Below are 25,677 nucleotides of genomic sequence, written 5' to 3'. Positions count from 1 at the left end.
AGGTGCGAGATGGTCAGGTACGACGTCGTGATCATCGGCGGTGGCATCATCGGAGCGGCCTGCGCTGCCGAGCTCGCCGGCCGTGGCCGGCGAGTCGCGCTCGTCGAGCGCGGCCGCGTCGCGAGCGGCACAAGCGCCCACTGCGAAGGCAACCTGCTCGTCTCCGACAAGGGGCCAGGCGCCGAGCTCGAGCTCTCGAAGCTCGCCAACGCAGCCTGGTCGACGCTCGCCGGAACCTTCCGCGACGAGCTCGGCCACGACTTTCCCGATATCGAGTTCGAAGCCAAGGGCGGCCTCGTCGTCGCGACGACCGACGGGGGAGCGGCCGCCCTCCTGGACTTCGCGTCCACGCAGCGCCACGCGCAGGTCGCTGCGGAGCCCGTCACGCACGCCGAGGCTCGAGAGCTCGAGCCGTGGATCACCGAGCGGATGACCGCAGCCGTCTGGTACCCGGGCGACAGCCAGGTGCAGCCCACCATCGCAACCGAAGCGCTCGTCGCCCTCGCCAGGGCGCGCGGGGCGAGCATCCTCGAGCACCACGACGTGCTGGGCGCGATCCGCGAGGCGGGCCGCATCGTCGGCGTCCGCACCTCGGCCGGCGACGTCCGCGGCGCCGAGATCGTCGTCGCCGCCGGCCCGTGGTCCGGCGAGGTCTCCGCGACCCTCGGCGTGCCCCTCCCCGTTCGTCCGCGCCGCGGAGTCGTCCTGGTCACGGCGAAGATGCCCCAGCGCGTCTTCCACAAGGTGTACGACGCGGACTACGTCGGTGCCGTCGGGTCCGGCGACGCGGTTCTCATGACCTCGAGCGTCGTCGAGTCGACTCCGGGTGGCACGGTGCTCATCGGCTCGAGTCGCGAGCAGGTCGGTTTCGACGACGCGTTCCGCGCGAACGTGCTCAGCCAGCTCGCGGTGAAGGCGATCTCGATCTTCCCCTTCCTCGCCCAGACGGCCGTCATCCGCAGCTACTCGGGCTTCCGCCCCTTCATGCCGGACCACCTGCCGCTCATCGGCCAGGATGCGCGCCTGCCCGGCCTCTGGCACGCCACCGGCCACGAGGGGGCCGGCATCGGCCTCTCGCTGCCCACGGCGTCGCTGATCGGGGATCTCATGGACGGCAGATCGACGCAGATCGATGCAGCCCTGTTCTCACCGACCCGCCCGACGCTCGCCCGAGAGCTGGAGGCGGTCGCATGAGCGAGCGCGCCGACAAGCCCGTGCGCATCACCGTCGACGGTGAGACGGTCGAGGGTCTCGAGGGGCAGAGCATCGCGGGCGTCCTGCTCGGCTCCGGCCGCGTCTCCTGGCGCGAGACCGCCGTCGCGGGAAAACCGCGCGGCCTGTTCTGCGGCATCGGCGTGTGCTTCGACTGCCTCGTCACGGTGGACGGCGTGCCGGACGTTCGAGCGTGCCAGAGGCGCGCGTGCGAGGGGGATGAGGTGAGCTCCCAATGAGATCGACGCGGACCGAGCAGTCGACGCCACGCCATGTCGCCGTCGTCGGGGGTGGCCCCGCAGGCCTCGCGGCCGCGCTGGCCGCAGCGGAGGGCGGGGCGCGCGTGACGCTCATCGAGTCGAGTCGGGAGCTCGGCGGCCAGTACTGGCGTCATCTGCCGGAGGAGCGCGACGGCGAGGGGCAGGCAGCCATGCACCACGGCTGGTCGACGTTCCTGGACCTCGACCGACGTGTCCGCTCGCACGCCCGGATCACGGTGCTCGGCGAGACGAGCGTGTGGGCCGTCGGGCTGCCCGCGCTGGAGCTGCTCACCGGCATGTCCGATGCGGCCGACCGCGTTCGATCGACCCTCGAGCCCGATGCGGTTGTCGTCGCGACGGGTGCTCACGACCGCACCCTCCCGTTTCCCGGCTGGGACCTCCCCGGCGTCTACACCGGGGGTGCTGCTCAGGCCTTCGCGAAGAGCGAGCGCATCGCGGTCGGCGACGCCGTCGTGGTGGCCGGCGCGGGTCCGTTCCTTCTCCCCGTCGCGGCCTCGCTCGCCCAGGTCGGCTCCAAGGTCGTTGAGGTCGTCGAAGCCAACCGCATCCCGCGTCTCGCTTCGGGCTGGCTGCCCAAGCCGTGGCAGCTCGCGGGCGCCCCTGGCAAGGTGCAGGAGCTCTTCGGCTACGTCGCCGGTCAGCTGCGGCATCGGATCCCGTACCGAGTCGGCGAAGCGGTCGTCGAGGCGCACGGGGATGGGCGTGTAGAGCGCGTCACGATCATGAGCGTGGACGCTCAGTGGCGGCCCATCGCCGGCAGCGAGCGAGAGGTCGCGTGCGACGCCGTCTGCGTGACGCACGGCTTCACCCCGCGGCTCGAGGTGGCGATCGCGGCCGGCTGCGCGCTCGATGACAGCCGGTTCGTGATCATCGACGAGTCCTGCGCCACGAGCACCTCCGACGTCTACGCGGCGGGCGAAGTGACGGGCATCGGCGGTGTCGACCTCTCCCTCGCCGAGGGGCGCGTGGCCGGGCACTGCGCAGCGGGTGGTGCGTCCAGCGACCCTCAGATCAGCGGCGCCCAGCGCAAGCGCGCGATCTTCGGGTCGTTCGCGGCGCGCATCGAGGCGGCGCACGGCGTGCGGCCGGGCTGGCAGGAGTGGCTGCGCGAGGACACCATCGTGTGCCGCTGCGAAGAGGTGACCGCCGGTCAGCTGCGGCGGAAGGCCGCCGCCACGCACTCGCACAGTCTGCGCTCCCAGAAGCTCTCCACTCGAGCCGGTCTCGGCATCTGCCAGGCCCGCATCTGCGGCCGCAGCGCCGAGGAGCTCATCGAGACGGTGCTCGGGCGTGGTCTCGACGAGGGCATCGTCGACCGTCGCCCCATCCAGACCCCCATCCGGCTCGCTGAGCTGGCAGGAACCTCAGAAGAACAGCATCCCCTGACAGGAAGGCAACACCCATGACCGAAGCAGCCTCAACCCACCTCGACCTCGGCGGAGTCGTCGTCGCGACGGCCCTTCCCTACAAGGAGGACGCCTCTGCTCCCGCCGGCCTGGCCGTCGACTTCGAGGCGTACGCCGAGCACTGCAACTGGCTCATCGAGAACGGCTGCCGGGGCGTCGGCCCCAACGGCTCGCTCGGCGAGTACTCGTCCCTCACCGATGAGGAGCGCCGCAAGGTCGTGCAGGTCGCCGTCGAGGCTGTGGGCGACCGCGGCATCGTCGTCGCGGGCGTGCACGGTCCAGGTTGGCACCAGGCGCAGCACTGGGCTCAGCTCGCCAAGGAAGACGGCGCCCACGGCGTGCTCTGCCTCCCGCCCACCATGTACCGGTCGGCGGATGCGGATGTCATCGAGCACTTCGCGAAGGTCGCCGAAGTGGGGCTGCCCGTCATGATCTACAACAACCCGCTCGACACGAAGGTCGACCTCCGCCCGGAGCTCGTCGCGGAGATCGCGAAGATCGACGGCATCGTCGCCGTCAAGGAGTTCTCCGGCGACGTCCGACGCGCCTTCGAGATCCAGGAGGCCTGCGAGGCGGCCGGTTCGACGATCGACGTCATCGCGGGCAGCGACGACGTGCTCTTCGAGCTCATGATCGACGGTGCCACCGGCTGGTTCGCCGGCTACCCCAATGTCTTCCCCGCCGAGGCCGTGGCGATCTACGACCACATGGCAGCGGGCCGCTACGTCGAGGCGCGTGAGATCTACAAGAGCCTCATCGCGGCGTTCCGCTGGGACTCCCGTGTCGAGTTCGTTCAGGCCATCAAGCTCGGCATGGACATGGTCGGCCGCAACGGAGGGCCGTGCCGCCCGCCCCGCGCTGCGCTGACGCCGGAGATGGAGGCGCGCGTGCGTGCCGACACGCAGCGCGCCCTCGACGCGCTCGCCACCCTCAAGTAGGGTCGCAGCAGACACGGGGGTCGCTTTCCTGGCCTCTCTGCCGTCTGCTTGCGGGGGCTCTTCCCGCACCAATGCGACGCAATCCGGCAATAGCGCTGGTTGCGTCTGGCCCGCGGGGCGATCCCCCCTCATCCCGCTGGGCCGGCCGCCCGGGGCGTCCCCCCGCCCTGGGCGGCCCCTCACTCACGAACTTGAGGTCTTTTCGCATGCGAGCATCACGAGTCATCTCCGCCGTCGATTCCCACACCGAGGGCATGCCGACCAGGGTCGTCACGGGTGGGGTCGGGGTCATCCCCGGCGCCACGATGAACGACAAGCGGCTGTACGTGCAGGAGCATCGCGACGACCTGCGGACGTTCCTGATGCGGGAGCCCCGCGGGCACTCGGCGATGAGCGGCAGCATCCTCCAGCCGTCCACGCGCCCGGACGCCGACTTCGGCGTCCTGTACATCGAGGTCTCCGGTCTGCTGCCCATGTGCGGACACGGGACGATCGGCACGGCGACGGTGCTGGTCGAGACGGGCATGGTGGAGGTCCTCGAGCCGGAGACCGTCATTCGTCTCGATACTCCGGCGGGTCTTGTGATCGCTCGCGTCGAAGTGAGCGAAGGACGCGCTGTTAGCGTTACCATCGAGAATGTGCCCAGCTTCTGCGAACGCCTCGACGCCGTCGTCCCGGTGCCGGAACTCGGCATCGACGCGCTTCGCTACTCGCTGGCGTTCGGCGGGAACTACTACGCCATGGTCGACCTCGACGACGTCGACCTGCCCTTCGACCGGGCCCGCAAAGACGACATCATGCGCGCCGGTCTCGCGATCATGGACGCCATCAACACCCACGACGCGCCCAAGCATCCGACCATCGAGGGTGTCGACCACGTGCACCACGTCGAGTTCATCGCACCCGGCTCCACCGCCGCCCACTCGCGCCACGCGATGGCGATCTACCCTGGCTGGTTCGACCGGTCACCCTGCGGCACCGGCACCTCCGCACGCATGGCCGAGCTGCATGCCAGAGGTGAGCTCCCACTGCACACCGACTTCGTCAACGAGTCGTTCATCGGCACGAGCTTCACCGGCCAGCTCATCGACGAAGTCCGGGTCGGCGACAGGCCGGCCGTGATCCCGACCATCACCGGCCGCGCGTGGATCACCGGCATGGGCCAGTACATGCTCGACCCGACAGACCCCTTCCCGGCTGGATTCGAATTCTAGATTGGACTCATCGATGAGCACACCCACCCCGCATACCAGCGACGCCGAGCTCGAGCAGATCCTCGCGGCAGCCGCCGTGGCCGCCCCCCTCTGGGCGGCGACCCCACCCACGGAGCGCGCCACCGCCCTCATCGCGATCGCCGACGCGCTCGACGCCGCGGTGGGGGAGCTCATCCCCATCGGCATGCGGGAGACGGGGCTCGCGCAGGCGCGGCTCACGGGCGAGCTGAAGCGCACGACCGTGCAGCTCCGCCTCTTCGCCGACGTCATCCGCGACGGCTCGTACCTCGACGTCCGCCTCGACGAGGCCGACCCGGACTTCGTGCTCGGCCCACGGCCTGACGTGCGCCGGATGCTCGTGCCGGTGGGAGTCGCCGTCAACTTCTCCGCATCGAACTTCCCCTTCGCCTTCTCCGTGGCCGGTGGCGACTCCGCCGCCGCGCTCGCGGCGGGATGCGCGCTCATCGTGAAGGGGCACTCGGGGCACCCGGAGCTGTCCGTGGCCACGGCCCGCGTCGTCGAGGGAGCTCTTCGCGAGTGCGGCGCCCCCGATGGCGTCTTCGCGCTCGTGATCGGCCAGCAGGCCGGGGTCACCGTGCTCGAGGACAACCGCGTCGACGTCGGGACCTTCACCGGCTCGATCCGCGTGGGCCGCCTGCTCGCCGACAAGGCCGCGGCCCGCCCCCGCCCCATCCAGTTCTACGGCGAGCTCGGCAGCGTCAACCCCGTCTTCGTGACGGGGGCCGCGCTCGCGGAGCGCGGAGAGGAGATCGCTGCGGGCTACGCGGCGTCGGTCGCCGGTTCGGCAGGTCAGCTGTGCACGAAGCCCGGCTTCCTCTGGGTTCCCGCGACGGATGCGGCCGCCGAGCTGCAGCTGCGCGTCTCGCAGGCGGCCGAGCAGGCCCCCGAGCACCGGCTCCTCAACCCGAGCATCGGCCGCGCGTACCTCGAACGTCGGGCGGACGTGCTCGACGCGGACGGTGTGCGGGTCGTCGCCGAAGGTGCTGTGCGCAGCGATGACGACGGCAACGTGTGGGCGACGCCGACGATCGTGGCCGTGCCGGCGAGCAAGCTCGCGGCGGGCGACGAGACGCTGCTCGACGAGGTCTTCGGGCCGTTCTCGGTCATCGTCGAGTACGAGGACGAGACGGCGCTCGCGCCGAGTCTCGACGAGCTCTACGTCGGCAACCTCACGGGCACGGTGCACGCCGCCGCCGGTGAGCAGTCGCCAGCGCTCTCCGCGCTCGTCGCGGGGCTCGCGAGGAAGACGGGGCGAGTGCTCTTCGGCGGCTGGCCGACCGGCGTTGCCGTCACGCCCGCCATGCAGCACGGCGGGCCGTACCCGGCGACGTCGAACGACACCTCCACGTCGGTCGGCACCGCATCCATCTCCCGCTTCCTGCGCGGTGTCGCCTACCAGGGTGCGCCGCAGGAGGCGCTCCCGGAGCCGCTGCAGGACGCGAACCCGTGGGGTGTGCCGCAGCAGCGGGCCGCCGCGGGTCAGTCGGCCACCTGGGGCGCTCAGGGCTGAGCTCTCGGGGGTGACTGAGCTCTCGGGGCGTTCTTGGCGGCCAGGCGCGAACGCAGCGTCGGCGCCGAGGGTGCTGCGGCAGGTTCGCTGAGGCGGCCGCGCCTGCGCAGCTCGGGAACCACGTGCTCGACGAAGTCCTCGAGCGAGCCGGGCAGGAGGGCCGGGGTCACGACGAAGCCGTCAGCCGCCCCGGCATCCTGCCACTCGCACAGCTCGTCGGCGATGTCGGCGCCGCTGCCGAGCGGGGACGGCGTGAGCTGGTCGAGCGACTGGCGCAGGGCGAGGTCGCGGACGGTGAGGCCCTCCCTTGCGGAGACGGCCGCGAGCATGTCCTCGAAGCCATCGCTTCCCGTCGCGCCCCGGTGCGCGGCGAGGAAGCCTTCGGCGTCCCCGTCGAGTCGCAGTGTCGCGGCGTCAGCGTGCATGAGCCGCGCAAGCGAGCGCACGGCCGAGGCTTCGTCGATGTGCGCGAGGAGCGAGTCGCGGACGCCGACTGCATCGATACGCGTCGATCCAGCGATCGGCTGGATCGCAGCGCACACGCGGAGCTCGTCCGGATCACGCCCCGCGAGTCTGGCCCGCTCGCGAAGCTCGGTGCGCACCGCCCGGTTGCCGTCGATGCCGTCGGCCGCGACGAAGACCAGCTCCGCCCACTTCGCGGCGAACTGCATGCCGCGCGGCGAGGTTCCCGCCTGCATGAGCACCGGATGTCCCTGGGGGCTCCTCGGGAGGCTCAGCGGGCCGGGTGCCGCCGCACGTTCTCGCGGCGCCGGAGTGCGCGAGACGAGGCTCGGGTCGGCGAACACGCCGCTCCGGGCGTCCTGCACCAGCGCAGCCGGATCCCACGTGCCCATGAGCTCGAGCACCTGCGCCACGACGCGGTCGGCGCGGTCGTAGCGCTGCCCCTTCGGTGGGATGCGGTCGAGGCCGAGGTTGCGCGCCTCGGCATCCGTCGTCGAGGTCACGATGTTCCAGGCCACGCGCCCCGCGGAGAGGTGGTCGAGGCTCGAGAGCGTCCGCGCTATGGCGTACGGCGGCAGGAACGTGGTCGACACGGTCGCCCCGAGTCCGATGCTCCGCGTCGCCCCGATGACGGCGCTCAGCACGGTGATGGGGTCGAGCGTCACGGCTCCCTTGCCGCCGCTGGCGAGGGTCGTCGCGACGTCGCCGAGGGCGTCTTCCGGGATCGCGAGCGCGTCTGGCAGGAACATGAGGTCGAAGCCGCCGCGCTCGAGGAGTCGCGCGATGTCGATGTACGAGCTGGCGCGCAGCCAGTCGCCGTTCGAGTCCGGGTGGCGCCATGCGGCAGCGTAGCGCTGGGTCGGCGGGTTGACCATCCCGACGAGCGTGAGCCGACGCGTGCTGTTCTCAGACAAGCGACAGCCCCGTTCCCGCGGCGATGCCGAGCGTGGCCGCGAGTGCGAACGCGCAGAGTACGACGATGGCGAGTGTTGCGTCGCGGGCATCGAGCGCGACCGGGCGCCAGACGGTGCGGGGACCCGCTCCGAGGCCTCGCGACTCGAGGGCCTGGGCGATGCGCTCACCGGAGCGGATCGAGACGACGAGCAGAGAGAACGCGGCAGCGCCGAACGCGGTGATCCCGGTGCGCGGCGTGCCGTCTCGTCCGAGCGGCGCCCGGACGGCCTGCGCGGCGCGGATGCTCTGCCACTCGCTCGGCAGGAGCTGCAGGAGGCGGAATCCGGCGAGCAGGGCGTACGCGAAGCGGGGGCTGAGCCTGGCGTGCTGTGTGAGGCTCGTCATGAGGTCACGGGGTGGAGTGCTCGCGATGAACGCGATCGACAGCATGCCGATGACCGTCGTGCGCAGCGCCAGGGCGAACCCGATGGCGAGGCCCTCGCTGGTCACCCGAACCGGCAGGCCTTCGAGGATCTCGCCCCCTGGACGGCTGAGCGCGTTGACCATGACCAGGCCGACCCCGAACGCGACGAAGGGGACGGATGCGGCGAGCAGTCTTCCTGGGGTGAGCCTCGTCGTCGTCAGCACGGCGATGATCGCGAGCACGGTCAGCAGGCCAAGGGTCAGCGGGTTCAGGATGAACAGCGTCGCGAGCGAGCAGGCGAACAGCACCGCGAGCTTGACGGTGGGGTTGCGGCGCTCGAGCGCGGGGCTCATGCCGCGACCCGTGTCGCGGCGTCGTCGAGCTCGCGCAGGATCGCGCGCGCCCGCTCGGCGGGGAAGCGCCGCGCCTGGAGCCAGCTCAGCAGCGGCGATCGCTCGAGGCCCGCTGCGGCGAGGAGGCCCTCGTCCTCGAGGAGCTCGAACGGCGTCGTCTCGGCGATGAGCCCGCCTTCGGCGAGGACCAGCACGCGGTCGGCGTACGTGCAGACGGCGCGCAGCTCGTGGCTGGAGAAGAGCACGCCGCAGCCGCTGCGCGCGGTGCAATCGAGGGCGTGCATCGCAGCGATGCTCGAACGGCGGTCGAGGCCGAAGCTGGGCTCGTCGGCGAGGAGGAACGGCCGGTCGTGGGCGAGCATGGCGGCGATGCTCACCCGCCGCTGCTGCCCGCCCGAGAGGCGGAATGGGCTGTGGTCGAGGTGCGCCGAGAGGTCGAAGCGGGTGACCAGCTCGGCGATGCGCCCCGCGTTATCCGCTCCGAGGCCGTGCTCGATCTCGCGCCGCACGGTCGGCTGGGAGAACTGGTGCTCCGGGTTCTGGAAGATGAGGCCGGGGCGGGGGCCATGCACCTGGCCAGAGCGGGGCCGAGCGAGACCCGCGAGCGTTCGCAGCAGGCTCGACTTCCCGCATCCGTTGCGGCCGAGGAGCGCCACGACCTCGCCCGCTCTGAGCTGGAAGCTCACGCCTTGGAGGATCGCCTCCGAGGCGTTCTTGGCGCGAGTGCGCTTCGGCGCCCCGCCAGCGACGACGTCGAGGCTGTCGACGCTGAGGGCCTCCGCCTCGCGGGTCGGTGCCGAGGGCGCCACTGCGGCCGTCCGGGTCTCGGCGCGCGCCCCGAGCGCGGCGACCCGGTCCGCGACCTCGTCGTTCGCGAGTCCGCCCTCGAGGCCGGTGAGCGCGGCGAGTTCCGCGTCGAGCGGCAGCCAGCACCCGGCCTCCTGCAGGGTCGCTGCGTGCTCGACCAGCACCCGTGCGGTCGGGCCGTCGTGCGCGATGACGCCACCGCGCGCAATCACGACCGTGCGTCCCGGGAGTCCCGCGATGCCGCGCGCTCCCGCGTACTCGTCCAGCCGGTGCTCGACGAGCACGATCGTGGATGCTCTTGCAGAGGCCGCGTCGACCGCCTTGCGCACCGACGAGATTCCCGCAGGGTCGAGCATCGAGGTGGGCTCGTCGAGCACCAGGACACGGGGCTCCGTGACGATGGCCGCGGCGAGGGCCACGCGCTGGGTCTCACCGCCCGAGAGCGTCGCCGTGCGACGGCCGGCGAGTACCCCCGCGCCGACGAGGTCGAGGGCCGCGCGCACCGCTGGCCCCATCGCCTCGGGAGCCCAGGCGTGGTTCTCGAGCGGGAACGCGATCTCGTCGGCGACGTCGGGGAGGCACACCGAGGAGCTCGGGTTCTGCGCGACGACGGAGAGGTGCCTGGAGAGGCGCGGCACGTCCGATTCCTGCGTCTCCACCCCGCAGATGCGGATGCGCCCGCTGACCTGGGCGGGGACGGTATGGGGGATGACCCCGCTGAGCGCCTGCAGCAGCGTCGACTTGCCCGCCCCAGACGGCCCGATGACGAGCACGTGCTCGCCCGGCGCCACGCGCAGATCCACTGGCCCGAGCCCGTCTCCAGAGGAGTGGATCGCCTCGAAACCGACCGCCTCGATGTCGGCGCTTGAGATATCGGTGCTCGAGCTATCGGCGCTCGAGCTGTCAGACCGCACGGCGAACGGCGAGCGGCTTCGAGTCCTGCACGATCGCGAAGTTGTCGAGCACGCCGGTGCGCACGAGCGAATCGACGATGAGCTTCGCGAGCAGGCCGCCGAGGATGATGCCAGAGGCGAGCTGGATGCCGAAGCGCAGGAACAGGATCTCCTGGCCGTACCAGCCCGAGCGGAACGCCGAGTAGAAGAACACGAGGCCCGCGCCGAGCGCGCCGGAGATCGCATACCGCAGCCACCCGTACTTCCGGTACCGGCCGAGCGCGAACGGCAGCTCGCTGCCGACGCCCTGGATGGCGGCGGCGACGAAGAGCAGGGGGCCGACGGCCGAGCCGAGGAACACGACCTCGATGACGGAGGCGAGCACCTCCGCGATGACGCCGACGAACGGCCGGCGGATGATGGCGATCGCGATGGGCGCGACGAGTAGCCAGCCGCCGAAGAGGAAGTGCTGGGCGAGGTCGCCAGCTGGCCCCATCGCGATGGAGAGCGCAGTCCACGCCTGCACGAGCGCCCAGTACAGGAAGCCGAAGACCGTGCCGAGCACGACCATGAGCACGATGTCCCGCAGCTTGAGGCTCATGCGCGAGCCTCGGCTCCCGAGTCGATTGCCGAGTCAACTGCTGTGTCTGCCTGGCCGCTTGCGTGGCTGGGGCTGTTCAGCGAGATCGTGAGGTGGCTCGTCACGTGCTGCACGTGCGCCCCGACCCCCGCCCAAGCGACCGCGACCGTCTCGAGCACGCGCCCGAGGTCGCCGCTGAGCTTCGTCACGAAATGCTCGGAGGCCACGAACGTGCCGCTCGCCTTCGCCGTCTCGATGGCCGCGTAGATCTCGCGCATGTGGTCGGGCGTCCGCTCTGCCGAGCCCGCATCCTCGAGGGGGTAGAGCGCCCACTCCGCGCTCGCGAAGCTCCCAGACCTCCGTCCGCGGGGCGCGTCCACTCGCCTGGGGCCGGCGCCTCCCGGCAGATCGCAGACGGCCTCGCCGGGGCAGCCGCGAGACAGCAGCACCTGGATGGAGGCGTGCAGTCCCGTCGCCGCGATGTGCTGCGAGAGGTCGGTGAGCCAGCGCAGCAGTGACTGCTCGTCGCCGCCCGCGTAGGTGCTCACGTCGCCCGTCTCGAGCACGAGGCCGGAAGAGTCGGCGGCGTCGAGTGCGGCGAGGATCACGTCGACGTAGCGGTCGGACATGACCGAGACGGTGACTCGTGCGCCCACCCCGAATGCGAGCGGGTCCTGGGTGATGGTTTCCATGTGCGTGCCTTCCGTCGGAGCGTGACGGCACGGGTGAGTTGACTCCCTTCGCTGGCATTACCCAGATCAGGTTCAACGGTCGGAGTTCGAGTACTCCCTCTCAGCCCGACTCATCGGGCTCCCGTGCACGGCCACACTGTAGCCCCGGCGCCGTCCGCGCCTAGCTTCCTGCGCTCGTGAAGACCACGTGATTGCCTTCCGGGTCGAGCACCTGGAGGATCTGGAAGTGAGTGGCGTCTTCGATTCCACCGTGCTCGATCCTGGCCGCGTCGAGCCGTTCGGCGACACCGGCGAGGTCGTCCTCGGTGAACACCACCGTGGATCTGCCCGAGCGGCTCGAGTCGGCCCAGAGCTGCAGGCCGGCCTCGCTTGTGAAGTGCCACTCCAGAAGGCCCGGCATCGGATTCTCGTCGGGGCCGCGCCCGAAGAGCCTGCCGTAATATTCCGTAGCCTGAGCCAGGTCGGACACGGTGATCTGCGCAAGTACGCCCTTGATAGCCATGCCCCGATGATGCTCGACGTCGGTGCGAGGAGCCTCCACGAACATGTCGCCACGTTGCGACGCGTAACGGGGCGCGTCAGGTGCCGTGGCCTCGCCGCGTGGCGCCACCTAGCGTCAGATCATGACGAACCCACACCGAATCCACCTCGGCGTCGCACTCGATGGCGCCGGCATCCACCCGGCCGCCTGGCGGGAGCCGAGCGCCCGTCCGGACGAGCTCTTCACGCCCGACTACTGGGTGGGGCTCGTCCAGCTCGCCGAGCAGGGGCTCCTCGACTTCGCGACCATCGAGGACTCGCTGGCGCTGCAGTCGTCCGAGCGGCTGCACGACGACGATCGCACCGACGAGGTCCGGGGACGACTGGATGCGCTGCTCATCGCCTCGCGGGTAGCCCCCGTGACCCACAGCATCGGTCTCATCCCGACGGTCACGACCACGCACACCGAGCCCTTCCACGTCTCCAAGGCTGTCGCGACGCTCGACTACACGAGCGAGGGCCGCGCCGGCTGGCAGGCTCGACTCTCGATCGGGTCGGACCACACGCACTTCGGGCGCCGCGACCCGGCGGAGTTCCTGGAGACCCTCGAGCGTGCTTCGACCGCGGACATCGGCGACCTCTTCGCCGAGGCCAACGACTTCGTGGAGGTCGTGCGCAGGCTCTGGGACAGCTGGGAGGACGACGCGGAGATCCGCGACGCCTCCACGGACCGCTTCCTCGACGCCGCGAAGGTGCACCGCGTCGAGTTCGAGGGCAGATGGTTCAGCGTGCGTGGTCCGTCGATCACGCCGCGGCCGCCGCAGGGGCAGCCCGTGGTCGCCTCCCTCGGGCACGCCCAGGTGCCGTACGAGTTCGCCGCCGCGAGCTCCGATCTGCTCTTCGTCACCCCGTCGGATGTCGCCTCGGCCGTGAGCATCCTGTCGGAGGTGCGGGCCGCCGAGCAGAACGTGGGCCGTGCCGGCGAGCCGCTCTCCGTCTACGTCGACGTGGCGGTATTTCTCGACGGGCCCGAGGAGACCGGGGCTGCTCGTCTCGCTCGCCTCGACGCGAAGGGCCGCACGCTGGAGCAGCCGCCCGCGGTGTTCGCCGGTTCGGCCTCCGAGCTCGTCGAGCACTTCGAGACGCTCTCGGCGCTCGGCTACGACGGCTTCCGCCTGCACCCCGGGGTCGTGACGGACGATCTTCCCCGCATCGTCGCCGACGTCGTTCCCCTCCTCCAGCAGAAGGGGCTCTTCCGGGAGCGCTACGAAGCGCGTTCCCTGCGGGGCCTCCTCGGCCTGCCGACCACCGTCCCGAACCGCTACGCCGCCGTCTAGGCCCGACTCGATCAGGAGATCATCGTGACCAAGAAGCAGATCATCCTCGCCGCCTACGTCGGCGGAGTCAACGAGCACACCCTCTGGGAGCACCCGGATGCCGGGAGCCAGATCGAGTTCTCGACGTTCAAGCACGCCGCCCAGAAGGCCGAGGCCGGGAAGTTCGACTACTTCTTCCTCGCCGAGGGGCTCGCGCTGCGCTCGCGGCGCGGCGAGATCTTCGACCACGACATCGCGGGGCGCCCCGATACCATTCCCGTGCTTGCCGCCATCGCCGCGGTCACCGAGCACATCGGGCTCGTGGGCACGATCAACGCCACCTTCAACGAGCCGTTCGAGCTCGCGCGCCAGTTCGCCAGCCTCGATCATCTGTCCGGCGGGCGGGCGGGCTGGAACGTGGTCACATCGTTCGACGCGTTCACCGGTGCCAACTTCCGACGCGGCGGCTTCCTCCCTCACGCCGAGCGCTACGAGCGGGCAGAGCAGACGGTCAACACGGTCAGGGAGCTGTGGGATTCCTGGTCGGCGGATGCGATCGTCGCCGACAAGAAGTCTGGCCAGTTCCTGGACTCCGCCGAGGAGGGACGCTTCGACGTCTCGACGAGTCAGTTCGACATCAGCGGTCGCTTCACGGTTCCCCGCAGTCCGCAGGGCAGGCCGATCATCGTGCAGGCAGGCATCTCGCCGCAGGGTCGCGACTTCGCGGCCGCCAACGCCGACGTCATCTTCTCCCCGTACTCGCGCCTCGAGGAGGCACGAGACTTCTACGCCGACATCAAGGGTCGGGTCGAGGGCTTCGGCCGCAACCGGGACGACCTCAAGATCCTCCCGCAGTCGAGCTTCGTGCTCGGCGACACCCACGAGGAGGCGCAGGAGAAGGCGCGCTGGGTGACGGAGCAGCAGCTGAGCCCGCGCACGATCCAGGTGCGCCTCGAGCAGGTCTGGAACCGGGACTTCTCGGAGATCGACTTCGATGGTCCGCTGCCCGACTCCGACCCGGATGGGGAGAGCGCGCCGATCATCGAGGGCCGCGCCTTCACCTATGGCGACCGCCTCGCGACCGTGCGCAAGTGGCGCGAGAAGGCGGCGGAGAACGGCTGGAGCATCCGCGAGTTCGCGCGCCACGAGCTCGGCGGTGTGCGGTACGTCGGAACGGCGTCCCAGGTCGCCGAGGAGATCGACGACTTCGTGCAGAACGAGGGCTCGGACGGGCTGGTCATCGGCTCGCATCTCACGCCCGGCGGCATCGACGAGTTCGTGGACCACGTCGTGCCGATCCTCCAGGAGCGCGGCTCGCTTCGCGAGGAGTACACGGGGACGACGCTGCGGGAGAACCTCGGCATCCCCGTGCCCGAGCGAGGAACGCGCGCACCTTCGGCCTTCGCGTACTGACCCGGAATCCGCCCGAGGAGAAGAGGTGGGCGTCGGAGTTGAACTCCGACGCCCACCTCTTCGCTGTCCGGCTGCGTGCTCGACGCTGCGTTCGACTACGAGTTCGGGTAGGTCTCGCGGAGGATGCGCCCGAGGAGGGCGGCGATCGCGCCCGGCCCGGATCTTTCGGCGACGCGCTCGACGTCGGCGTTGTAGTTGGTGTTCGTGTTGATGTCGTACACCACCTGACGGCCGTCCTCGGTCTCGATGAACTCGATGCCGGCGATCTCGAGGCCGATCTCCTTCGTGAACGCGATGAGGCGCTCGACGAGCTCGTCGTGCCCGCCCTGTCGGAGCGAGAAGATCGAGGTGCCTGGCTCTGGCGCGAGCTCAGCACCTGGGGGCACGACCGGGCGCCCAGTGTCTGGGTCGATCGCGCAGGCATCCGCCGGGCAGAGCTGGAACCCGCCGTGGATGGTGTCTGCCGCGATCGAGTAGATGTGCTCGCCGCCGACGATCTCGACGCGGGTGATGAACCCGCCTGCCGGTCGCAGGTACTCCTGCAGGAGGGTGATGCCGTCGAGCGGCTCCTCGAACTCGGGGGAGTCGAGGTAGCTCTCGAAGTCGGCGAACGCGTCGAAGCGGCGCACACCGAGGCCCTTGCCGCCCTGGTTGTGCTTCGTGATGAAGGGTGTCGGGAACTCCCTCGCCGCGTCCCGCAGTCCCTGCTTGCCGATGACGGCGACCGTGCGGGGCGTGTCGATGCCGGCGCGGCGCAGCAGCGTCAGCTGGTCGACCTTGCTGACCTCGAGCTCGATGGCCCGCCGGCCGTTGACGGTGCGCCGGCCGGCAGCCTCCACCCAGTTGAGCACCGAGCGTGCGTAGTCCTTCGAGAGTGCGTGGTCTCGGGTGTGCGACGAGGCGCTGATGCGGGACCAGAAGATGCCCTCTGGCGGGAGCGCGTCGATGTCGAGCACGCCCTCGACGAGCCGCCACTCGACGACCGGGACACCGGCCGCGTCGAAGGCGGCCTGGAACGGCGGCCACCATTCGGGGTTCTCGTGCAGGGCGTAGACGACAGGGCCAGCAGCTGCGGGCTGGGGGGAGGAGGATGCGCTCATGAGAAGAACCCTTCGACATCGAGTGCGCCGCCGGCCGCGTCGAAGTCGGCGCGTGCGGCGGCACGGAGGTTGGAGTCGGCGAGGAAATCGGCGGCCACGAGTGCGAGGCCGGTGCTCGCATCGGCGATGGCCGTGCTCGCGGCGTCGCTGGTCGCGTACTGAGCGAACTCACGTGTGTGCAGGCTCACATCCGGTGGGCTGATGGCGATGACGGGGTGGATGCCCGGCACGCGAACGCTCACGTTGCCGAAATCGGTGGAGGCGGCGAGGTGCGATGGCACGGACGCCTTCGTGAGGACGCGTCGGCCCCGCGCCTCCTGGTGTACCGCCCACCGCTCGGAGAGGGGCGTGTTGTAGCGCAGCGGCATCGTGAACGGCTGCGGGTCCCACTCGACCTCGACGCCCGTGCCGGTCGCGAGGGCGATGCCGTTGGCGATGTCCTCGAGGCGCAGGCTCAGCTCCTTCAAGGTCTCCGCCGCGTTCGAGCGGACGTAGTACTCGAGCTCCGCGAACTCCGGCACGACGTTGGGGCGCTGCCCGCCGTCGAGGATGACGCCGTGGATGCGGTCGCCGGGGTAGAGGTGCTGCCGGATGAGGCCCGTGGCCTGGTAGTTGAGGTTGGCGGCGTCGAGCGCGTTCCGGCCCTGGAACGGCGAGGCTGAGGCGTGTGCCGGGACGCCGTAGTAGCGCACACGCAGGATGCGTCGCCCGATGAATGGCTGGTCGGTGACGTCGTAGCCGAACGGGTGGATCATGATGGCGGCGTCGACGTCGTCGAATGCGCCGGCCCTCGCCATGATCTCCTTCCCGTTGCCGCCCTCTTCCGCGGGCGTGCCGTAGAGCACGATCCGGCCCGCGGGGAGTTCGTGGCGGCGGCTCGCCTCGACGAGCGAGAGGAAGGCGCCGACAGCGGAGGCGGCGATGATGTTGTGCCCGCAGCCGTGCCCGACGCCGGGCAGGGCGTCGTACTCGGCGAGGATCGCGACCGTCGGCGCCTCCGTCGAATCTGGTTTCGCTTCGCCGACGACGAGCTCCGCGACGAGCGCCGTGTCGAGCCCGAAGGCTCCCAGCTGTGCCGTGATGCCGTGCTCTGCGAGCAGTTCGGCGATGTCGGCGACGCTCTGCGTCTCCTCGAAGCCCTCCTCGGCGTATTCGAAGATGCGGTGGGAGAGCTCGACCAGCTCAGGCTGCAGGGAATCAGCGGCCGCGCGGATGGCTGACGTGTCCTCGATGGAGGCTCCGTCGTGCGGTGAGGTGATGGGCGGCGCGGCGGCCGCGGCGATGGCGGTCTCTGCGGCCACGAGATCGAGGTAGGTGCTGCTGGGAGTCGTGGGAGATGCGCCCACCCGGATTCCGCGGGTCGCCCCTGTTGCTCGGGGTGCGCTGGTCGGGTCTGCTGCTTCGCTCACGTGGTGTGCTCCTTGCCGCCGGCAGCCCCGGGTGGGCCGTCCGCATCCATCGTGCCTCGATTCTCCGGGAGCGTGGTGGGCCGTGTCGGGGTCGCCGTCGTGGGCCGTAACGTGAAGCTGGATTACAGTGGCAGCGTGATGTTCATCCTCGGTGCCGTGCTGCTCGGGCTCAGCCTCGCGCTCACGACCTGGGCGCACTTCCTTGTCGGACGGGCGGGTGCCGGGCGCAGGCTGCCTATCTTCAAGGACCCGCCGGGGACGCCGAAGCTCGCGAGCTGGCTGCGCATGGGCGGGGCCCTCCTGGCCGTCGTCGCCGCCGGTCAGCTGTGGCACGTCATCGGGCTCTTCGCGATGCTTCCCGTCATTCTCGTTCTGTTCGTGCCGGGGCTCGTCATGCATACACGGCACGAGCGCGCGCTTCGCCGCTGAGATCCACGATCATCTTGCCCGTGTTGGCGCCGCGCATCATGTCGAGGAACGCCTGCACGGTGCTGTCCAGGCCGACGACGACCGTCTCGTCGTAGGCGATCTCGCCCGCCCGCAGCCACTCGACCATCCGCGGCTGGAACTCCCCGGCGAGGTGGCCGTAGCCTCCGACAGTGAAGCCCTCCAACCGCAGGGCTTGCTTGATGAGGTTGGCCATGTTGTCCGGACCCGCTGGCTTCTCGCGCTCGTTGTAGCTCGAGATGGCACCGCACAGCGCCGCTCGGCCGCCCCGGTTGAAGACGTCGAGGGCCGCCTCGAGGTGGTCGCCTCCCACGTTGTCGAAGTACACGTCGATACCGTCTGGCGCCGCCTCCGCGAGCTGCTCCCGCACGGGCCGTTCCTTGTAGTTGAAGGCGGCGTCGAAGCCGTACTTCTCCGTGAGGAGGGCCACCTTCTCGTCGGAGCCCGCTGAGCCGATGATGCGGCCGGCGCCGAGCTTGCGGGCGATCTGTCCGACCGCGGTGCCGACGGCACCCGCCGCACCCGATACGAAGACCGTCTCGCCCTCCTTGAGGCCCGCGATCGCGGTGAGGCCGACGTAGGCGGTGAGGCCGGTCATGCCGAGCATCGAGAGGTAGAGCGACAGCGGGACGCCGGGAATCTCGTCGACGACGCGGAACGACGCCGCGTCCTCCTGGGCGATGTCGCGCCACCCGAATGCGTGGAGCACGTGCGCCCCGACCGGGACCTCGTCACTGGCCGACTCGACCACGACGCCGACCGCGCCGCCGGTGAGCGTCTCGCCCAGGGCGTAGGGGGCGACGTAGCTCGGCGCGTCGGTCATGCGGCCGCGCATGTACGGATCGACCGAGAGGAAGAGGTTCTCGACGCGCACCTGACCTGGCTGCAGCTCGGCGTACTCGACCGTCACCGTGCGGAAGTCCGTTTCCTTGGGCCACCCCTTCGGGCGGGAGGCGAGCTGGATCTGCGTGCTGATGGCGGTTGAGGTCATCACGTCAGACAATCACAGCATTCTGACCAGACCGGTCGATGACTACATTCGTAGTGGATGCACTACGCCCGTAGTTTCTGTGTCGAGATCTCTGCGTCTAGAGTTCGGGGGTGCCCTCCACGCGTGATCGTTCGCTGACCGCCGCCCTCGAGCTCCTCGCATCTGGCGGGATGCGTGCGCTCACGCACGCGCGGGTCGACGCCGAGGCGGTGCTCCCGAGGGGGTCGACGTCGAATCACTTCAGGACACGTCAGGCGCTCATCGAGGGCGTCATCGGTCGCTTGGAGCGCAGCGACTACGCCGAGTGGCTGCTGAGCTACGAGTGGGGCGAGCCGAGCGTGGAGCGATTCTGCGCGGCGATCTGCGCTGGGGTGGACGACATGACGGGCGTCGGCCGCACGCAGACGCTCGCCAGGTACGCCCTGGTCCTCGAGGGAACCCACAACGCGGTGGTCGCCGAGGCGATCCGGGTGGGCCGCGATCGCCTGCGGGGCTGGGCGGCGGGTGCCATCGCAGGTCTCGGCGTCGACGATGCCGAGGCCCGTGCGTCTGCGCTGTTCGCGTTCATCGACGGGGTCGTCCTGCACCGGCTCTCCCTGCTAGAGGAGGACCTCCCCGACGCGTCCGTCGACGTGCAGCCGACCGTGCGGCGGATGCTCGCTTCGCCTGACGCCGTGCCTTCCGCCTAGGGCTGGAGCTCTGCCGCCCAGGCTGAGGTCGCCGCGGCGATCTGTTGGCGCCCGTCCTCGTCGGGGATCGTCGCGGTTCCGTCGCCGGACTGCGGGCCGTAGTTGCCGAACATCGCGTGGTTCGCGCCCTCGATCTCCAGGGTCTCGGCGTCGGCGGGGAGCAGGCCGCGTGCGTCCGCTGCCTTCTGCGGGGTGCTGAGCCCATCGGCGCTTCCTGTGATGCTGAGCACGTCGAGCGATTCGTCGTCGGCGAGGTCGTTGGCGCAGTAGCTGCCGAACAGCAGCAGGCCGGCGACGTCCGGCGACTCGGCGAGCTGGCAGGCGCGGACTCCGCCGAGGGAGTGCCCACCGACGGACCAGGTGGTGACCTCGGGGGCGGCGGTCGTGTAGTCGTCGAGCGTGCGGGTGTCGAAGAACGCGAGGTTGAGGAGCGGCTGCGGGATGACGACGGTCATGTTGTCGTCGGTGACCAGGCTCGAGAGCTTCGCGGCGTAGGCCGACGGCTCGACCTTGGCTCCGGGGATGAACACGAGTCCGGTGTCGCTTGGCTCCTCGCTCGGGCTCAGCACGAGGGAGCCGTCGACCTCGGTGACCGAGATAGCTGGGTTGTTCGTGACCGATGCGAGGGGTTCCGGTTCGGCTGCCATGACCCCGACGTTCGCCCAGATCAGGAATGCTGCGATGGCGACGACGAAGACCGCGGCGATGATCGAGAAGGTCCAGATCAGCGCGCGTCGCAGCCGGCTGCGTCTGCGTCGCGGTGGCTGCTGGTTCGGGGGAGTTGCTGGCACCCGCCGAGGATATCGCTCAGCTGTGGGAGGGGTGCTCGACGAGGGTGGTGCGGCCGACGGGCTTCTCGAACGCGAAGACGGGGAGGTCGAATTCCGGGATGCGTCGCTCGCCGCCTTCGAAGCCCGACGCTCGGTAGAGGGCGACTGCTTCGGGCTGCCGAGAGCCGGTGGTGAGGAAGATGCGGGTATAGCCGAGGTCTCCGGCTGCTGCGTCGAGTTCTCGCAGGACCCGCTGGGCGAATCCGCGGCGGCGGTGCGTGTCGCGTGTCCACATGCGCTTGACCTCTGCGGTGGTGGAGTCGTATCGGCGGATGGCGCCGGCGGCGACGAGGAGGTCACCCTCGAGGATGCCGATGAAGGCGCCGTCGGGGGACGTGAAGTCGGTGACGGGGTACGCGGTGATGTCGTCTGTGTAGAACTCCCGGTACCTGGTTCGGTACTCCGCGTCGAGGATGTCGAGCACTTCCGACACCTCGGCAGAGGTGATGTCGAGGTGGCGGACGGTGAGCGCGTTTGTCATGCGCACATGGTGCTCCGCCTCCGGGCGTCTCGCTCTTCGTTCGGCCCCCAGGTGACGCCGTGTTTCGCCCCGCGAAGCGCGGTGTCGTCTCGTGTGCCCGTCTTGCGCAGGTTGCTGTTCACCCGGACCAGGGATTCCTACGCTGACGCGACGACCTATCCAACCGGTGACGAACGAAAGGGCAGATCATGAGCATCACGCTCCGCATGACGCACGGCCAGTTGACCGACCAGCGCACGACGGGCGGGCGCACGACCGACGCGCGCGCGTCTGATGGACATGCGGCCGGCGCTCCCTTGTTCGTTGCTCGCCTGCAGCAGGTGCTCTCGCGGGTCTTCCTCTCGGAGCGCGCAGGGGTTGGGGAGCAGAGGCTTCTGCTCCGCGGCGTCGGTATCGAAGAGGTCTAGCTCGGGGAGTGAGGAGGTCTCGCTCGGTGAGGCCTCAGAACGGCGGAGGGTCGGTGCCCGCGTCGCGTTCTCGCCGGGCGCTGCTGCCCCGCTCGACGTCCGGTCCTGTACCTATGCCTGTGCCTATGCCTGTGCCTGTGCCTGATCCTGTGCCTGATCCTGTGCCTGATCCTGCGTCTGTCTCTGTCTCTGTCTCTGTCTCTGTCTCTGTCCCTGGCCCAGGCCCGGGCTCAGGCCCTGACCTTGCATCCGCCTCACTCGTTGCCTTCGGCGGGCTGGTGCTTCCGGCATCCGCCGACGGCACGAAGCGAACGCCTTGCCTGTCGGGTCTGTCTGTCAGGACTTTTCCGCTTGGTGTCGTCCACTGGAGGACTCCGCCTTCGAGCTGCAGAACCGACCACGGCGTTGCGTGCCTCATGACGTGGTGGAACACGCAGAGGTGCTCCAAATTGTTCGTGCAGGTTGCACCGCCGTGCTCCCACTCATGGGTGTGGTCGATGTGGCACCCGCGTGCTGGGAGTCGGCAGCCGGGGAACCGGCAGTGCACGTCGCGCGCCGCGAGGAATCGCCGCATCGCCGCTGTTGGCTTGTAGGTGTCGACGGCCTGGACGGTGCCCGTGATCGGGTGGGTGAGAATTCTCGTGAACATGGGGGCGTTGGCCGCGAGGCGCTTGGCTTCGTCGAGCGGTACCGGTGTGAGGCCGTCGAGCAGAGCCGGAGGGTGGCCGGGGTCGCGTTCGTCGGCGAGCAGCGTGGTCGTGGGGATGACCAGGTGCACCTTCGCCTGGACCCCGGATGCCAGGGGTGCGGAGTTCGGTTCGCTCGTGAGGAGCTGGTCGCAGATGAGGTCGGCGCTGACCTCGCCGAGGGTGCGCTCGTCGGCGGCGCCCTGCGGTACCTCTCCCGTTGCTTGAGCCTTCTGCGCCCGTGATCGAGCTCGCAGGACGAGTGTCGCCTGCTTTCTGACTCTGTCCCGGACCGCGGTGAGGAGAAGGAGTGAGCCGCCGACGTGGAGCACTCCGTGTCCGTCACCGGAGTCGGTCACGGACACGAAGCCCTTCATGCGCGTCACCTTGCGCCGCTCGGCGAGTGGGACCCGCGTGAGTTCCTCTGCGATGCGGGCGGTCAGCCGCTTCAGTGCCGCGTCCGTCAGGATCTGGGTGCTTACCTCGCGGAGTGCGAGGTCGACGTAGCGGGCACGCAGGGCGGTCTGCTCGGCTTCGACCTCGTGGGTGACGAGGAGCCCTGAGCTGACGATGGCATCGAGGTGGCGACCGGAGATGCGCCCGTCGGCCACGGCATCCACTGCGGCAGGAAATTCACGCACGGCGTTCCACGAACCGGCGAGCTGCCTCATGACGAAGCCGTGCTTCGCCTGCACCTCGATCGAGATCTCTGCCGAGATCGACCGTACGTGCATGCCCATCTCGGGATGCCCTTCGGCGAGGTCGAGGAGGTAGCCGAAGTTGTACGCACGAGCTTCGAGCAGGATCTGCTCGGCGTCGATCGCACGCTTGGCGGATTCGATGCGGGCGGTCTCGGACAGGATGGTGGCGCGTTCAGCGGCGACGGAAGCCGGATCGTTGACATCGAAATGCCACCGCTCCTCGAACTTCGCCGCCGCTTGGTACATGGTCCGATCGTAGCATTACTCGAATGTAGATTCGAGGAATCGTGGATAACATTCGAGGCGAGATCGCTGCCATCGACGCGTCCTCAGGCCTGCCTCAGGGCAGCTGCCTCGCGACGAAGCCGAGCGCGGCGGCCGTGTCGACGATCTCGGTGACGGACTCGCGCGGTACGACGACCAGCGGGTGGGCGTCGCTGTCCTCCTCGAGGAACACGAGTGCGAGCCCCACGGGCGCGAGGAGCGCATCAGCTGCGGCGGCTGCTGTCGGCACGTCGCCGTCCACGTCGCCGACCTCATCGGTGTCGAGGCCGAGGCGGACGATCCGCGGAACTCCGGCCAGGGCGTCTGCGAGCTCCATGCCTGTGTCCTCGGCGTGGAGGTAGGCCAGCGCTCCGCAGTCGTCGAGGGCGTCGATGAGCGCGCCCCAGGCTTCATCCGCGCCGTCGTCCTCCTCGACGCCGCTCTCGTCTCGGTCGTCGTCGCCGGACTGGTCCTCGCCCTGGTCCTCGTCCTCGTCCCGAGAGTCGCCCTCGAGAGCCTGCTGGACGCTCGGCCAGATCTCGGGGTCGTCGTCGATGAGCGTGCAGAGGCGTTGCCAGGCGGTGTAGTCAGTCACGGCCCCGAGGGTACCTGCCCACCCGGGGCCGCGCGGCTGGCCTACGCTCCCGCGACTGCCGCGATGAGGGCATCCACGTCGTGCTCGGTGGTGTCCCAGGAGCAGAGGAAGCGGACGAGGCCGCGAGACGCGTCCCAGGTGTGGAACGCGTAGCTCTCGCTGACGCGCTCGGCGACCTCGCCGGGGAGAATGGCGAAGACGCCGTTCGCCTGCCGGGGGAGTGGCACTGAGCAGCCGTGGACGCGCTCGATGCCGGTGGCGAGGCGCGCGGCCATGGCGTTGGCGTGCTCCGCGTTCTCGCGCCACAGCTCGTCGCCGAACAGCGCGAGGAGCTGGGCGGAGATGAAGCGCATCTTCGATGACAGCTGCAGGTCGATCTTGCGGGCCTCTTCGGTGCCGTAGACGGCTTCCGGGTTGACGACGACAACCGCTTCGGCGGCCAGCGCGCCGTTCTTGGTGCCGCCCAGGCTGATGACGTCGGCCCCGGCCGCGCTGGAGACCTCGGCGAGCGTGCAGCCGAAGTGGGCGGCGGCGTTCGAGAGGCGCGCGCCGTCGACGTGCAGCCACATGCCGCTCGCGTGGGCGACGTCGGCGAGCGCCCGAACCTCATCTGGCGAGTAGGCGGTGCCGACCTCGGTCGCCTGGCTGATGCTCACGGCGAGGGGCGTGGCCCGGTGCACGTCGCGGCGCACGGCTGCGGCCCGCTCGATGTCCGCCGGAACGAGCTTGCCGTCCGCCGTCTCGACGGTGAGGAGCTTCACCCCGCCGACGCGCTCCGGGGCGGCGTTCTCGTCGGTGTTGATGTGCGCTGAAGCCGGGCATACGACGCCGCCCCAGCGCGGCACCATCGACTGCAGCGCGACGACGTTGGCACCGGAGCCGTTGAAGACCGGCAGGCCGATCGCCTCCGCGCCGAAGAGGTCCCTGCACAGCGCCTGGAATGCCGCCGAGTAGGGGTCGCCCCCGTAGGCGCCGACATGCCCGCCGTTGGCGGTGACGAGCGCATCCAGGACCTGCGGGTGAGCGCCCGCGGCGTTGTCGCTCGTGAAGGTGCGGAGGTGGGGGTCGTGCAGCTGCGTGATCACCGATCCATTCTTCCGCACGTGCCACATCGATGAGAACTCATGGGTTCGCGTCTACGCTCTGAGCTATGAGCAACGCGGAGGCCAACCCCATCGAGGCACAGCTGCAGGCCGCCTATGAGACCGGGCAGGTGGTGGCCGGTATCGAGCTGCTCCTGCCGCGTGAGGTGCCGCTTGGTGGCCCGCGCTCGCTGCCTGTCCTGCGCTCGCTGCCCAACAAGTTCCGCCACTTCATCGGCGCCTGGTGCTTCATCGACCACTACGGCCCCGTGGACGTGCCGTCGGGTGCTGGCATGGATGTGCCCCCGCACCCGCACACGGGGCTGCAGACCGTCAGCTGGCTGTTCTCCGGCGAGGTCGTGCACCGGGACTCCATCGGCAGTTTCCATGAGGTCGAGCCCGGTGGCGTCAACGTGATGACCGCCGGGCGTGGCATCGCCCACTCGGAGGTGTCCGCTGATCGCCCTGATCGGGCCCGCGTGCTGCATGGCGTGCAGCTCTGGGTGGCCCTGCCAGCTGCGCAGCGGGATATCGCGCCGGCCTTCGTCGGCCTGGACCGATGCCCATCGCTGCGACTGCCGTCTCCCACGACGGCTGGGACCCCCGTCGAGGCGACCATCTTCATGGGGGAGTTCGCGGGCCTCCGCTCGCCTGCGCCCAGCTTCTCGCCGCTTGTCGGCGTCGAGCTCGCCTTATCCGGTTGCGCGGAGGCGCAGCTCGACCTCGAGCCCAGCTACGAGCACGGCATCCTCGCGTGCTCTCCCGGCATCACGGTCGACGACGTCGAGCTTCCCGTCGGAGCCGTGGGCTACCTGCCCACCGGCACCGACCGCGCGATCCTGGGCGCGAGTGATGGCGGGCGCGCCCTGCTGCTCGGTGGAGCGCCCTTCGAGGAGAAGATCGTCATGTTCTGGAACTTCGTCGGTTCCTCCCACGACGACGTCGCGGCAGCTCGCGACGAGTGGCAGCGGAGCAGGTCGAGCGCCGGCACTGATGCCCGTTTCGGCCGCGTCGACAGCCACGAGGGCAGGACGCTCGCCGCTCCGACGCTCCCGAACGTCCGGCTCAGCCCGCGCGGGCGAACCCGCGAGGACTGAGC

Annotated in this window: 26 protein-coding genes and 1 riboswitch; of the genes, 12 read left to right on the top strand and 14 right to left on the bottom strand. The window is 70.0% G+C overall.

The features are described from left to right. The first annotated feature begins 9 nt into the window (after nucleotides 1-9). From C5E05_RS06720 to C5E05_RS06695, 6 genes are all read left to right on the top strand, one after another. Nucleotides 10-1,194 carry an FAD-binding oxidoreductase gene (locus tag C5E05_RS06720; RefSeq protein WP_104341458.1) on the top strand — a complete coding sequence of 395 codons (1,185 nt, stop codon included), beginning with the start codon at nucleotides 10-12 and terminating at the stop codon, nucleotides 1,192-1,194. Further along, complete coding sequence (locus C5E05_RS06715) at nucleotides 1,191-1,451, top strand: (2Fe-2S)-binding protein (protein WP_104242754.1); 261 nt, start codon at nucleotides 1,191-1,193, stop codon at nucleotides 1,449-1,451. The genes C5E05_RS06720 and C5E05_RS06715 overlap by 4 nt, the downstream gene beginning before the upstream one ends. Continuing rightward, the gene (locus C5E05_RS20635) at nucleotides 1,448-2,899 is read left to right on the top strand and encodes an FAD/NAD(P)-binding oxidoreductase (protein WP_104341457.1); all 1,452 of its coding nucleotides are present in this window, start codon (nucleotides 1,448-1,450) and stop codon (nucleotides 2,897-2,899) included. Before C5E05_RS06715 ends, C5E05_RS20635 begins: the two co-directional genes overlap by 4 nt. After that, entirely contained in the window at nucleotides 2,896-3,837 is a 942-nt protein-coding gene (locus C5E05_RS06705) for a dihydrodipicolinate synthase family protein (protein WP_104242750.1), read from the top strand. Before C5E05_RS20635 ends, C5E05_RS06705 begins: the two co-directional genes overlap by 4 nt. Before the next feature lie 206 nt (nucleotides 3,838-4,043). Further along, nucleotides 4,044-5,051, top strand: coding sequence for a proline racemase family protein (locus C5E05_RS06700; protein ID WP_104307220.1), 1,008 nt, complete (start codon nucleotides 4,044-4,046; stop codon nucleotides 5,049-5,051). Between the two features lie 13 nt (nucleotides 5,052-5,064). Further along, a complete protein-coding gene (locus tag C5E05_RS06695; RefSeq protein WP_104341480.1) occupies nucleotides 5,065-6,582 on the top strand; it encodes an aldehyde dehydrogenase family protein in 1,518 nt (505 codons plus the stop codon). Here the strand turns inward: C5E05_RS06695 and C5E05_RS06690 are convergent. The 6 genes from C5E05_RS06690 to C5E05_RS06665 form a co-directional block, all read right to left on the bottom strand. Beyond that, on the bottom strand, nucleotides 6,573-7,958 hold the full coding sequence (locus C5E05_RS06690) for an NtaA/DmoA family FMN-dependent monooxygenase (protein ID WP_228496628.1): 1,386 nt from the start codon (nucleotides 7,956-7,958) through the stop codon (nucleotides 6,573-6,575). The genes C5E05_RS06695 and C5E05_RS06690 overlap by 10 nt on opposite strands. Then, nucleotides 7,951-8,715 carry an energy-coupling factor transporter transmembrane protein EcfT gene (locus C5E05_RS06685; protein ID WP_104341455.1) on the bottom strand — a complete coding sequence of 255 codons (765 nt, stop codon included), beginning with the start codon at nucleotides 8,713-8,715 and terminating at the stop codon, nucleotides 7,951-7,953. The genes C5E05_RS06690 and C5E05_RS06685 overlap by 8 nt, the downstream gene beginning before the upstream one ends. Continuing rightward, on the bottom strand, nucleotides 8,712-10,436 hold the full coding sequence (locus C5E05_RS06680) for an ABC transporter ATP-binding protein (RefSeq protein WP_181059425.1): 1,725 nt from the start codon (nucleotides 10,434-10,436) through the stop codon (nucleotides 8,712-8,714). Before C5E05_RS06680 ends, C5E05_RS06685 begins: the two co-directional genes overlap by 4 nt. Then, the gene (locus C5E05_RS06675; RefSeq protein WP_104341453.1) at nucleotides 10,426-11,016 is read right to left on the bottom strand and encodes an ECF transporter S component; all 591 of its coding nucleotides are present in this window, start codon (nucleotides 11,014-11,016) and stop codon (nucleotides 10,426-10,428) included. Before C5E05_RS06675 ends, C5E05_RS06680 begins: the two co-directional genes overlap by 11 nt. Continuing rightward, nucleotides 11,013-11,687: a YkoF family thiamine/hydroxymethylpyrimidine-binding protein gene (locus C5E05_RS06670; RefSeq protein ID WP_104341452.1), complete on the bottom strand. Its 675-nt coding sequence runs from the start codon at nucleotides 11,685-11,687 to the stop codon at nucleotides 11,013-11,015. Before C5E05_RS06670 ends, C5E05_RS06675 begins: the two co-directional genes overlap by 4 nt. Nucleotides 11,688-11,712: 25 nt before the next feature. After that, nucleotides 11,713-11,822: riboswitch (TPP riboswitch) on the bottom strand. 25 nt (nucleotides 11,823-11,847) lie between these two features. Next, complete coding sequence (locus C5E05_RS06665; RefSeq protein ID WP_104242817.1) at nucleotides 11,848-12,189, bottom strand: VOC family protein; 342 nt, start codon at nucleotides 12,187-12,189, stop codon at nucleotides 11,848-11,850. 121 nt (nucleotides 12,190-12,310) lie between these two features. On the opposite strand from C5E05_RS06665, the gene C5E05_RS06660 reads away from it, so the two are divergent. Further along, nucleotides 12,311-13,504: an LLM class flavin-dependent oxidoreductase gene (locus C5E05_RS06660; protein ID WP_104242736.1), complete on the top strand. Its 1,194-nt coding sequence runs from the start codon at nucleotides 12,311-12,313 to the stop codon at nucleotides 13,502-13,504. Between the two features lie 24 nt (nucleotides 13,505-13,528). Further along, complete coding sequence (locus tag C5E05_RS06655) at nucleotides 13,529-14,896, top strand: NtaA/DmoA family FMN-dependent monooxygenase (protein ID WP_258064782.1); 1,368 nt, start codon at nucleotides 13,529-13,531, stop codon at nucleotides 14,894-14,896. Nucleotides 14,897-14,991: 95 nt separating this feature from the next. On the opposite strand, the gene C5E05_RS06650 is transcribed toward C5E05_RS06655, so the two are convergent. Both C5E05_RS06650 and C5E05_RS06645 read right to left on the bottom strand, forming a co-directional pair. After that, entirely contained in the window at nucleotides 14,992-15,996 is a 1,005-nt protein-coding gene (locus tag C5E05_RS06650; RefSeq protein WP_104341450.1) for a RimK family alpha-L-glutamate ligase, read from the bottom strand. Beyond that, nucleotides 15,993-17,405: a M20 family metallopeptidase gene (locus C5E05_RS06645; protein ID WP_258063892.1), complete on the bottom strand. Its 1,413-nt coding sequence runs from the start codon at nucleotides 17,403-17,405 to the stop codon at nucleotides 15,993-15,995. The genes C5E05_RS06650 and C5E05_RS06645 overlap by 4 nt, the downstream gene beginning before the upstream one ends. A gap of 135 nt (nucleotides 17,406-17,540) precedes the next feature. On the opposite strand from C5E05_RS06645, the gene C5E05_RS20480 reads away from it, so the two are divergent. Continuing rightward, nucleotides 17,541-17,834 carry a hypothetical protein gene (locus tag C5E05_RS20480; protein ID WP_228496627.1) on the top strand — a complete coding sequence of 98 codons (294 nt, stop codon included), beginning with the start codon at nucleotides 17,541-17,543 and terminating at the stop codon, nucleotides 17,832-17,834. On the opposite strand, the gene C5E05_RS06640 is transcribed toward C5E05_RS20480, so the two are convergent. Continuing rightward, complete coding sequence (locus tag C5E05_RS06640) at nucleotides 17,797-18,843, bottom strand: NADP-dependent oxidoreductase (RefSeq protein ID WP_104242728.1); 1,047 nt, start codon at nucleotides 18,841-18,843, stop codon at nucleotides 17,797-17,799. The two genes, C5E05_RS20480 and C5E05_RS06640, sit on opposite strands and share 38 nt — an antisense overlap. Before the next feature lie 110 nt (nucleotides 18,844-18,953). Here C5E05_RS06640 and C5E05_RS06635 point away from each other — a divergent pair, with 110 nt between their 5' ends. After that, nucleotides 18,954-19,532, top strand: a complete 579-nt coding sequence (locus C5E05_RS06635) for a TetR/AcrR family transcriptional regulator (RefSeq protein ID WP_104242726.1) — start codon at nucleotides 18,954-18,956, stop codon at nucleotides 19,530-19,532. On the opposite strand, the gene C5E05_RS06630 is transcribed toward C5E05_RS06635, so the two are convergent. Together C5E05_RS06630 and C5E05_RS06625 are read right to left on the bottom strand one after the other, a co-directional pair. Further along, nucleotides 19,529-20,323 carry an alpha/beta hydrolase gene (locus C5E05_RS06630; protein WP_258063302.1) on the bottom strand — a complete coding sequence of 265 codons (795 nt, stop codon included), beginning with the start codon at nucleotides 20,321-20,323 and terminating at the stop codon, nucleotides 19,529-19,531. The two genes, C5E05_RS06635 and C5E05_RS06630, sit on opposite strands and share 4 nt — an antisense overlap. Nucleotides 20,324-20,339: 16 nt before the next feature. Continuing rightward, the gene (locus C5E05_RS06625; RefSeq protein WP_104341479.1) at nucleotides 20,340-20,843 is read right to left on the bottom strand and encodes a GNAT family N-acetyltransferase; all 504 of its coding nucleotides are present in this window, start codon (nucleotides 20,841-20,843) and stop codon (nucleotides 20,340-20,342) included. A gap of 188 nt (nucleotides 20,844-21,031) precedes the next feature. Between C5E05_RS06625 and C5E05_RS06620 the strand changes: the two genes are divergently transcribed. Then, complete coding sequence (locus C5E05_RS06620; protein WP_104341449.1) at nucleotides 21,032-21,250, top strand: hypothetical protein; 219 nt, start codon at nucleotides 21,032-21,034, stop codon at nucleotides 21,248-21,250. Nucleotides 21,251-21,284: 34 nt separating this feature from the next. On the opposite strand, the gene C5E05_RS06615 is transcribed toward C5E05_RS06620, so the two are convergent. From C5E05_RS06615 to C5E05_RS06605, 3 genes are all read right to left on the bottom strand, one after another. Then, entirely contained in the window at nucleotides 21,285-22,883 is a 1,599-nt protein-coding gene (locus tag C5E05_RS06615; protein ID WP_104341448.1) for an HNH endonuclease signature motif containing protein, read from the bottom strand. Nucleotides 22,884-22,977: 94 nt separating this feature from the next. Continuing rightward, nucleotides 22,978-23,496 (bottom strand): hypothetical protein, encoded by a 519-nt coding sequence (locus tag C5E05_RS06610; RefSeq protein ID WP_104341447.1) that lies wholly within the window; start codon nucleotides 23,494-23,496, stop codon nucleotides 22,978-22,980. 41 nt (nucleotides 23,497-23,537) lie between these two features. Further along, nucleotides 23,538-24,581, bottom strand: coding sequence for a low specificity L-threonine aldolase (locus tag C5E05_RS06605; protein ID WP_258064781.1), 1,044 nt, complete (start codon nucleotides 24,579-24,581; stop codon nucleotides 23,538-23,540). Between the two features lie 65 nt (nucleotides 24,582-24,646). On the opposite strand from C5E05_RS06605, the gene C5E05_RS06600 reads away from it, so the two are divergent. After that, nucleotides 24,647-25,675 carry a pirin family protein gene (locus tag C5E05_RS06600; protein WP_104341445.1) on the top strand — a complete coding sequence of 343 codons (1,029 nt, stop codon included), beginning with the start codon at nucleotides 24,647-24,649 and terminating at the stop codon, nucleotides 25,673-25,675. Nucleotides 25,676-25,677 lie beyond the last annotated feature (2 nt).

Origin of the sequence: Pseudoclavibacter sp. AY1H1, assembly GCF_002931055.1 — a bacterium.
Classification (GTDB): Bacteria; Actinomycetota; Actinomycetes; order Actinomycetales; family Microbacteriaceae; genus Pseudoclavibacter.
This window is presented reverse-complemented; position numbering and strand designations above follow the sequence as displayed.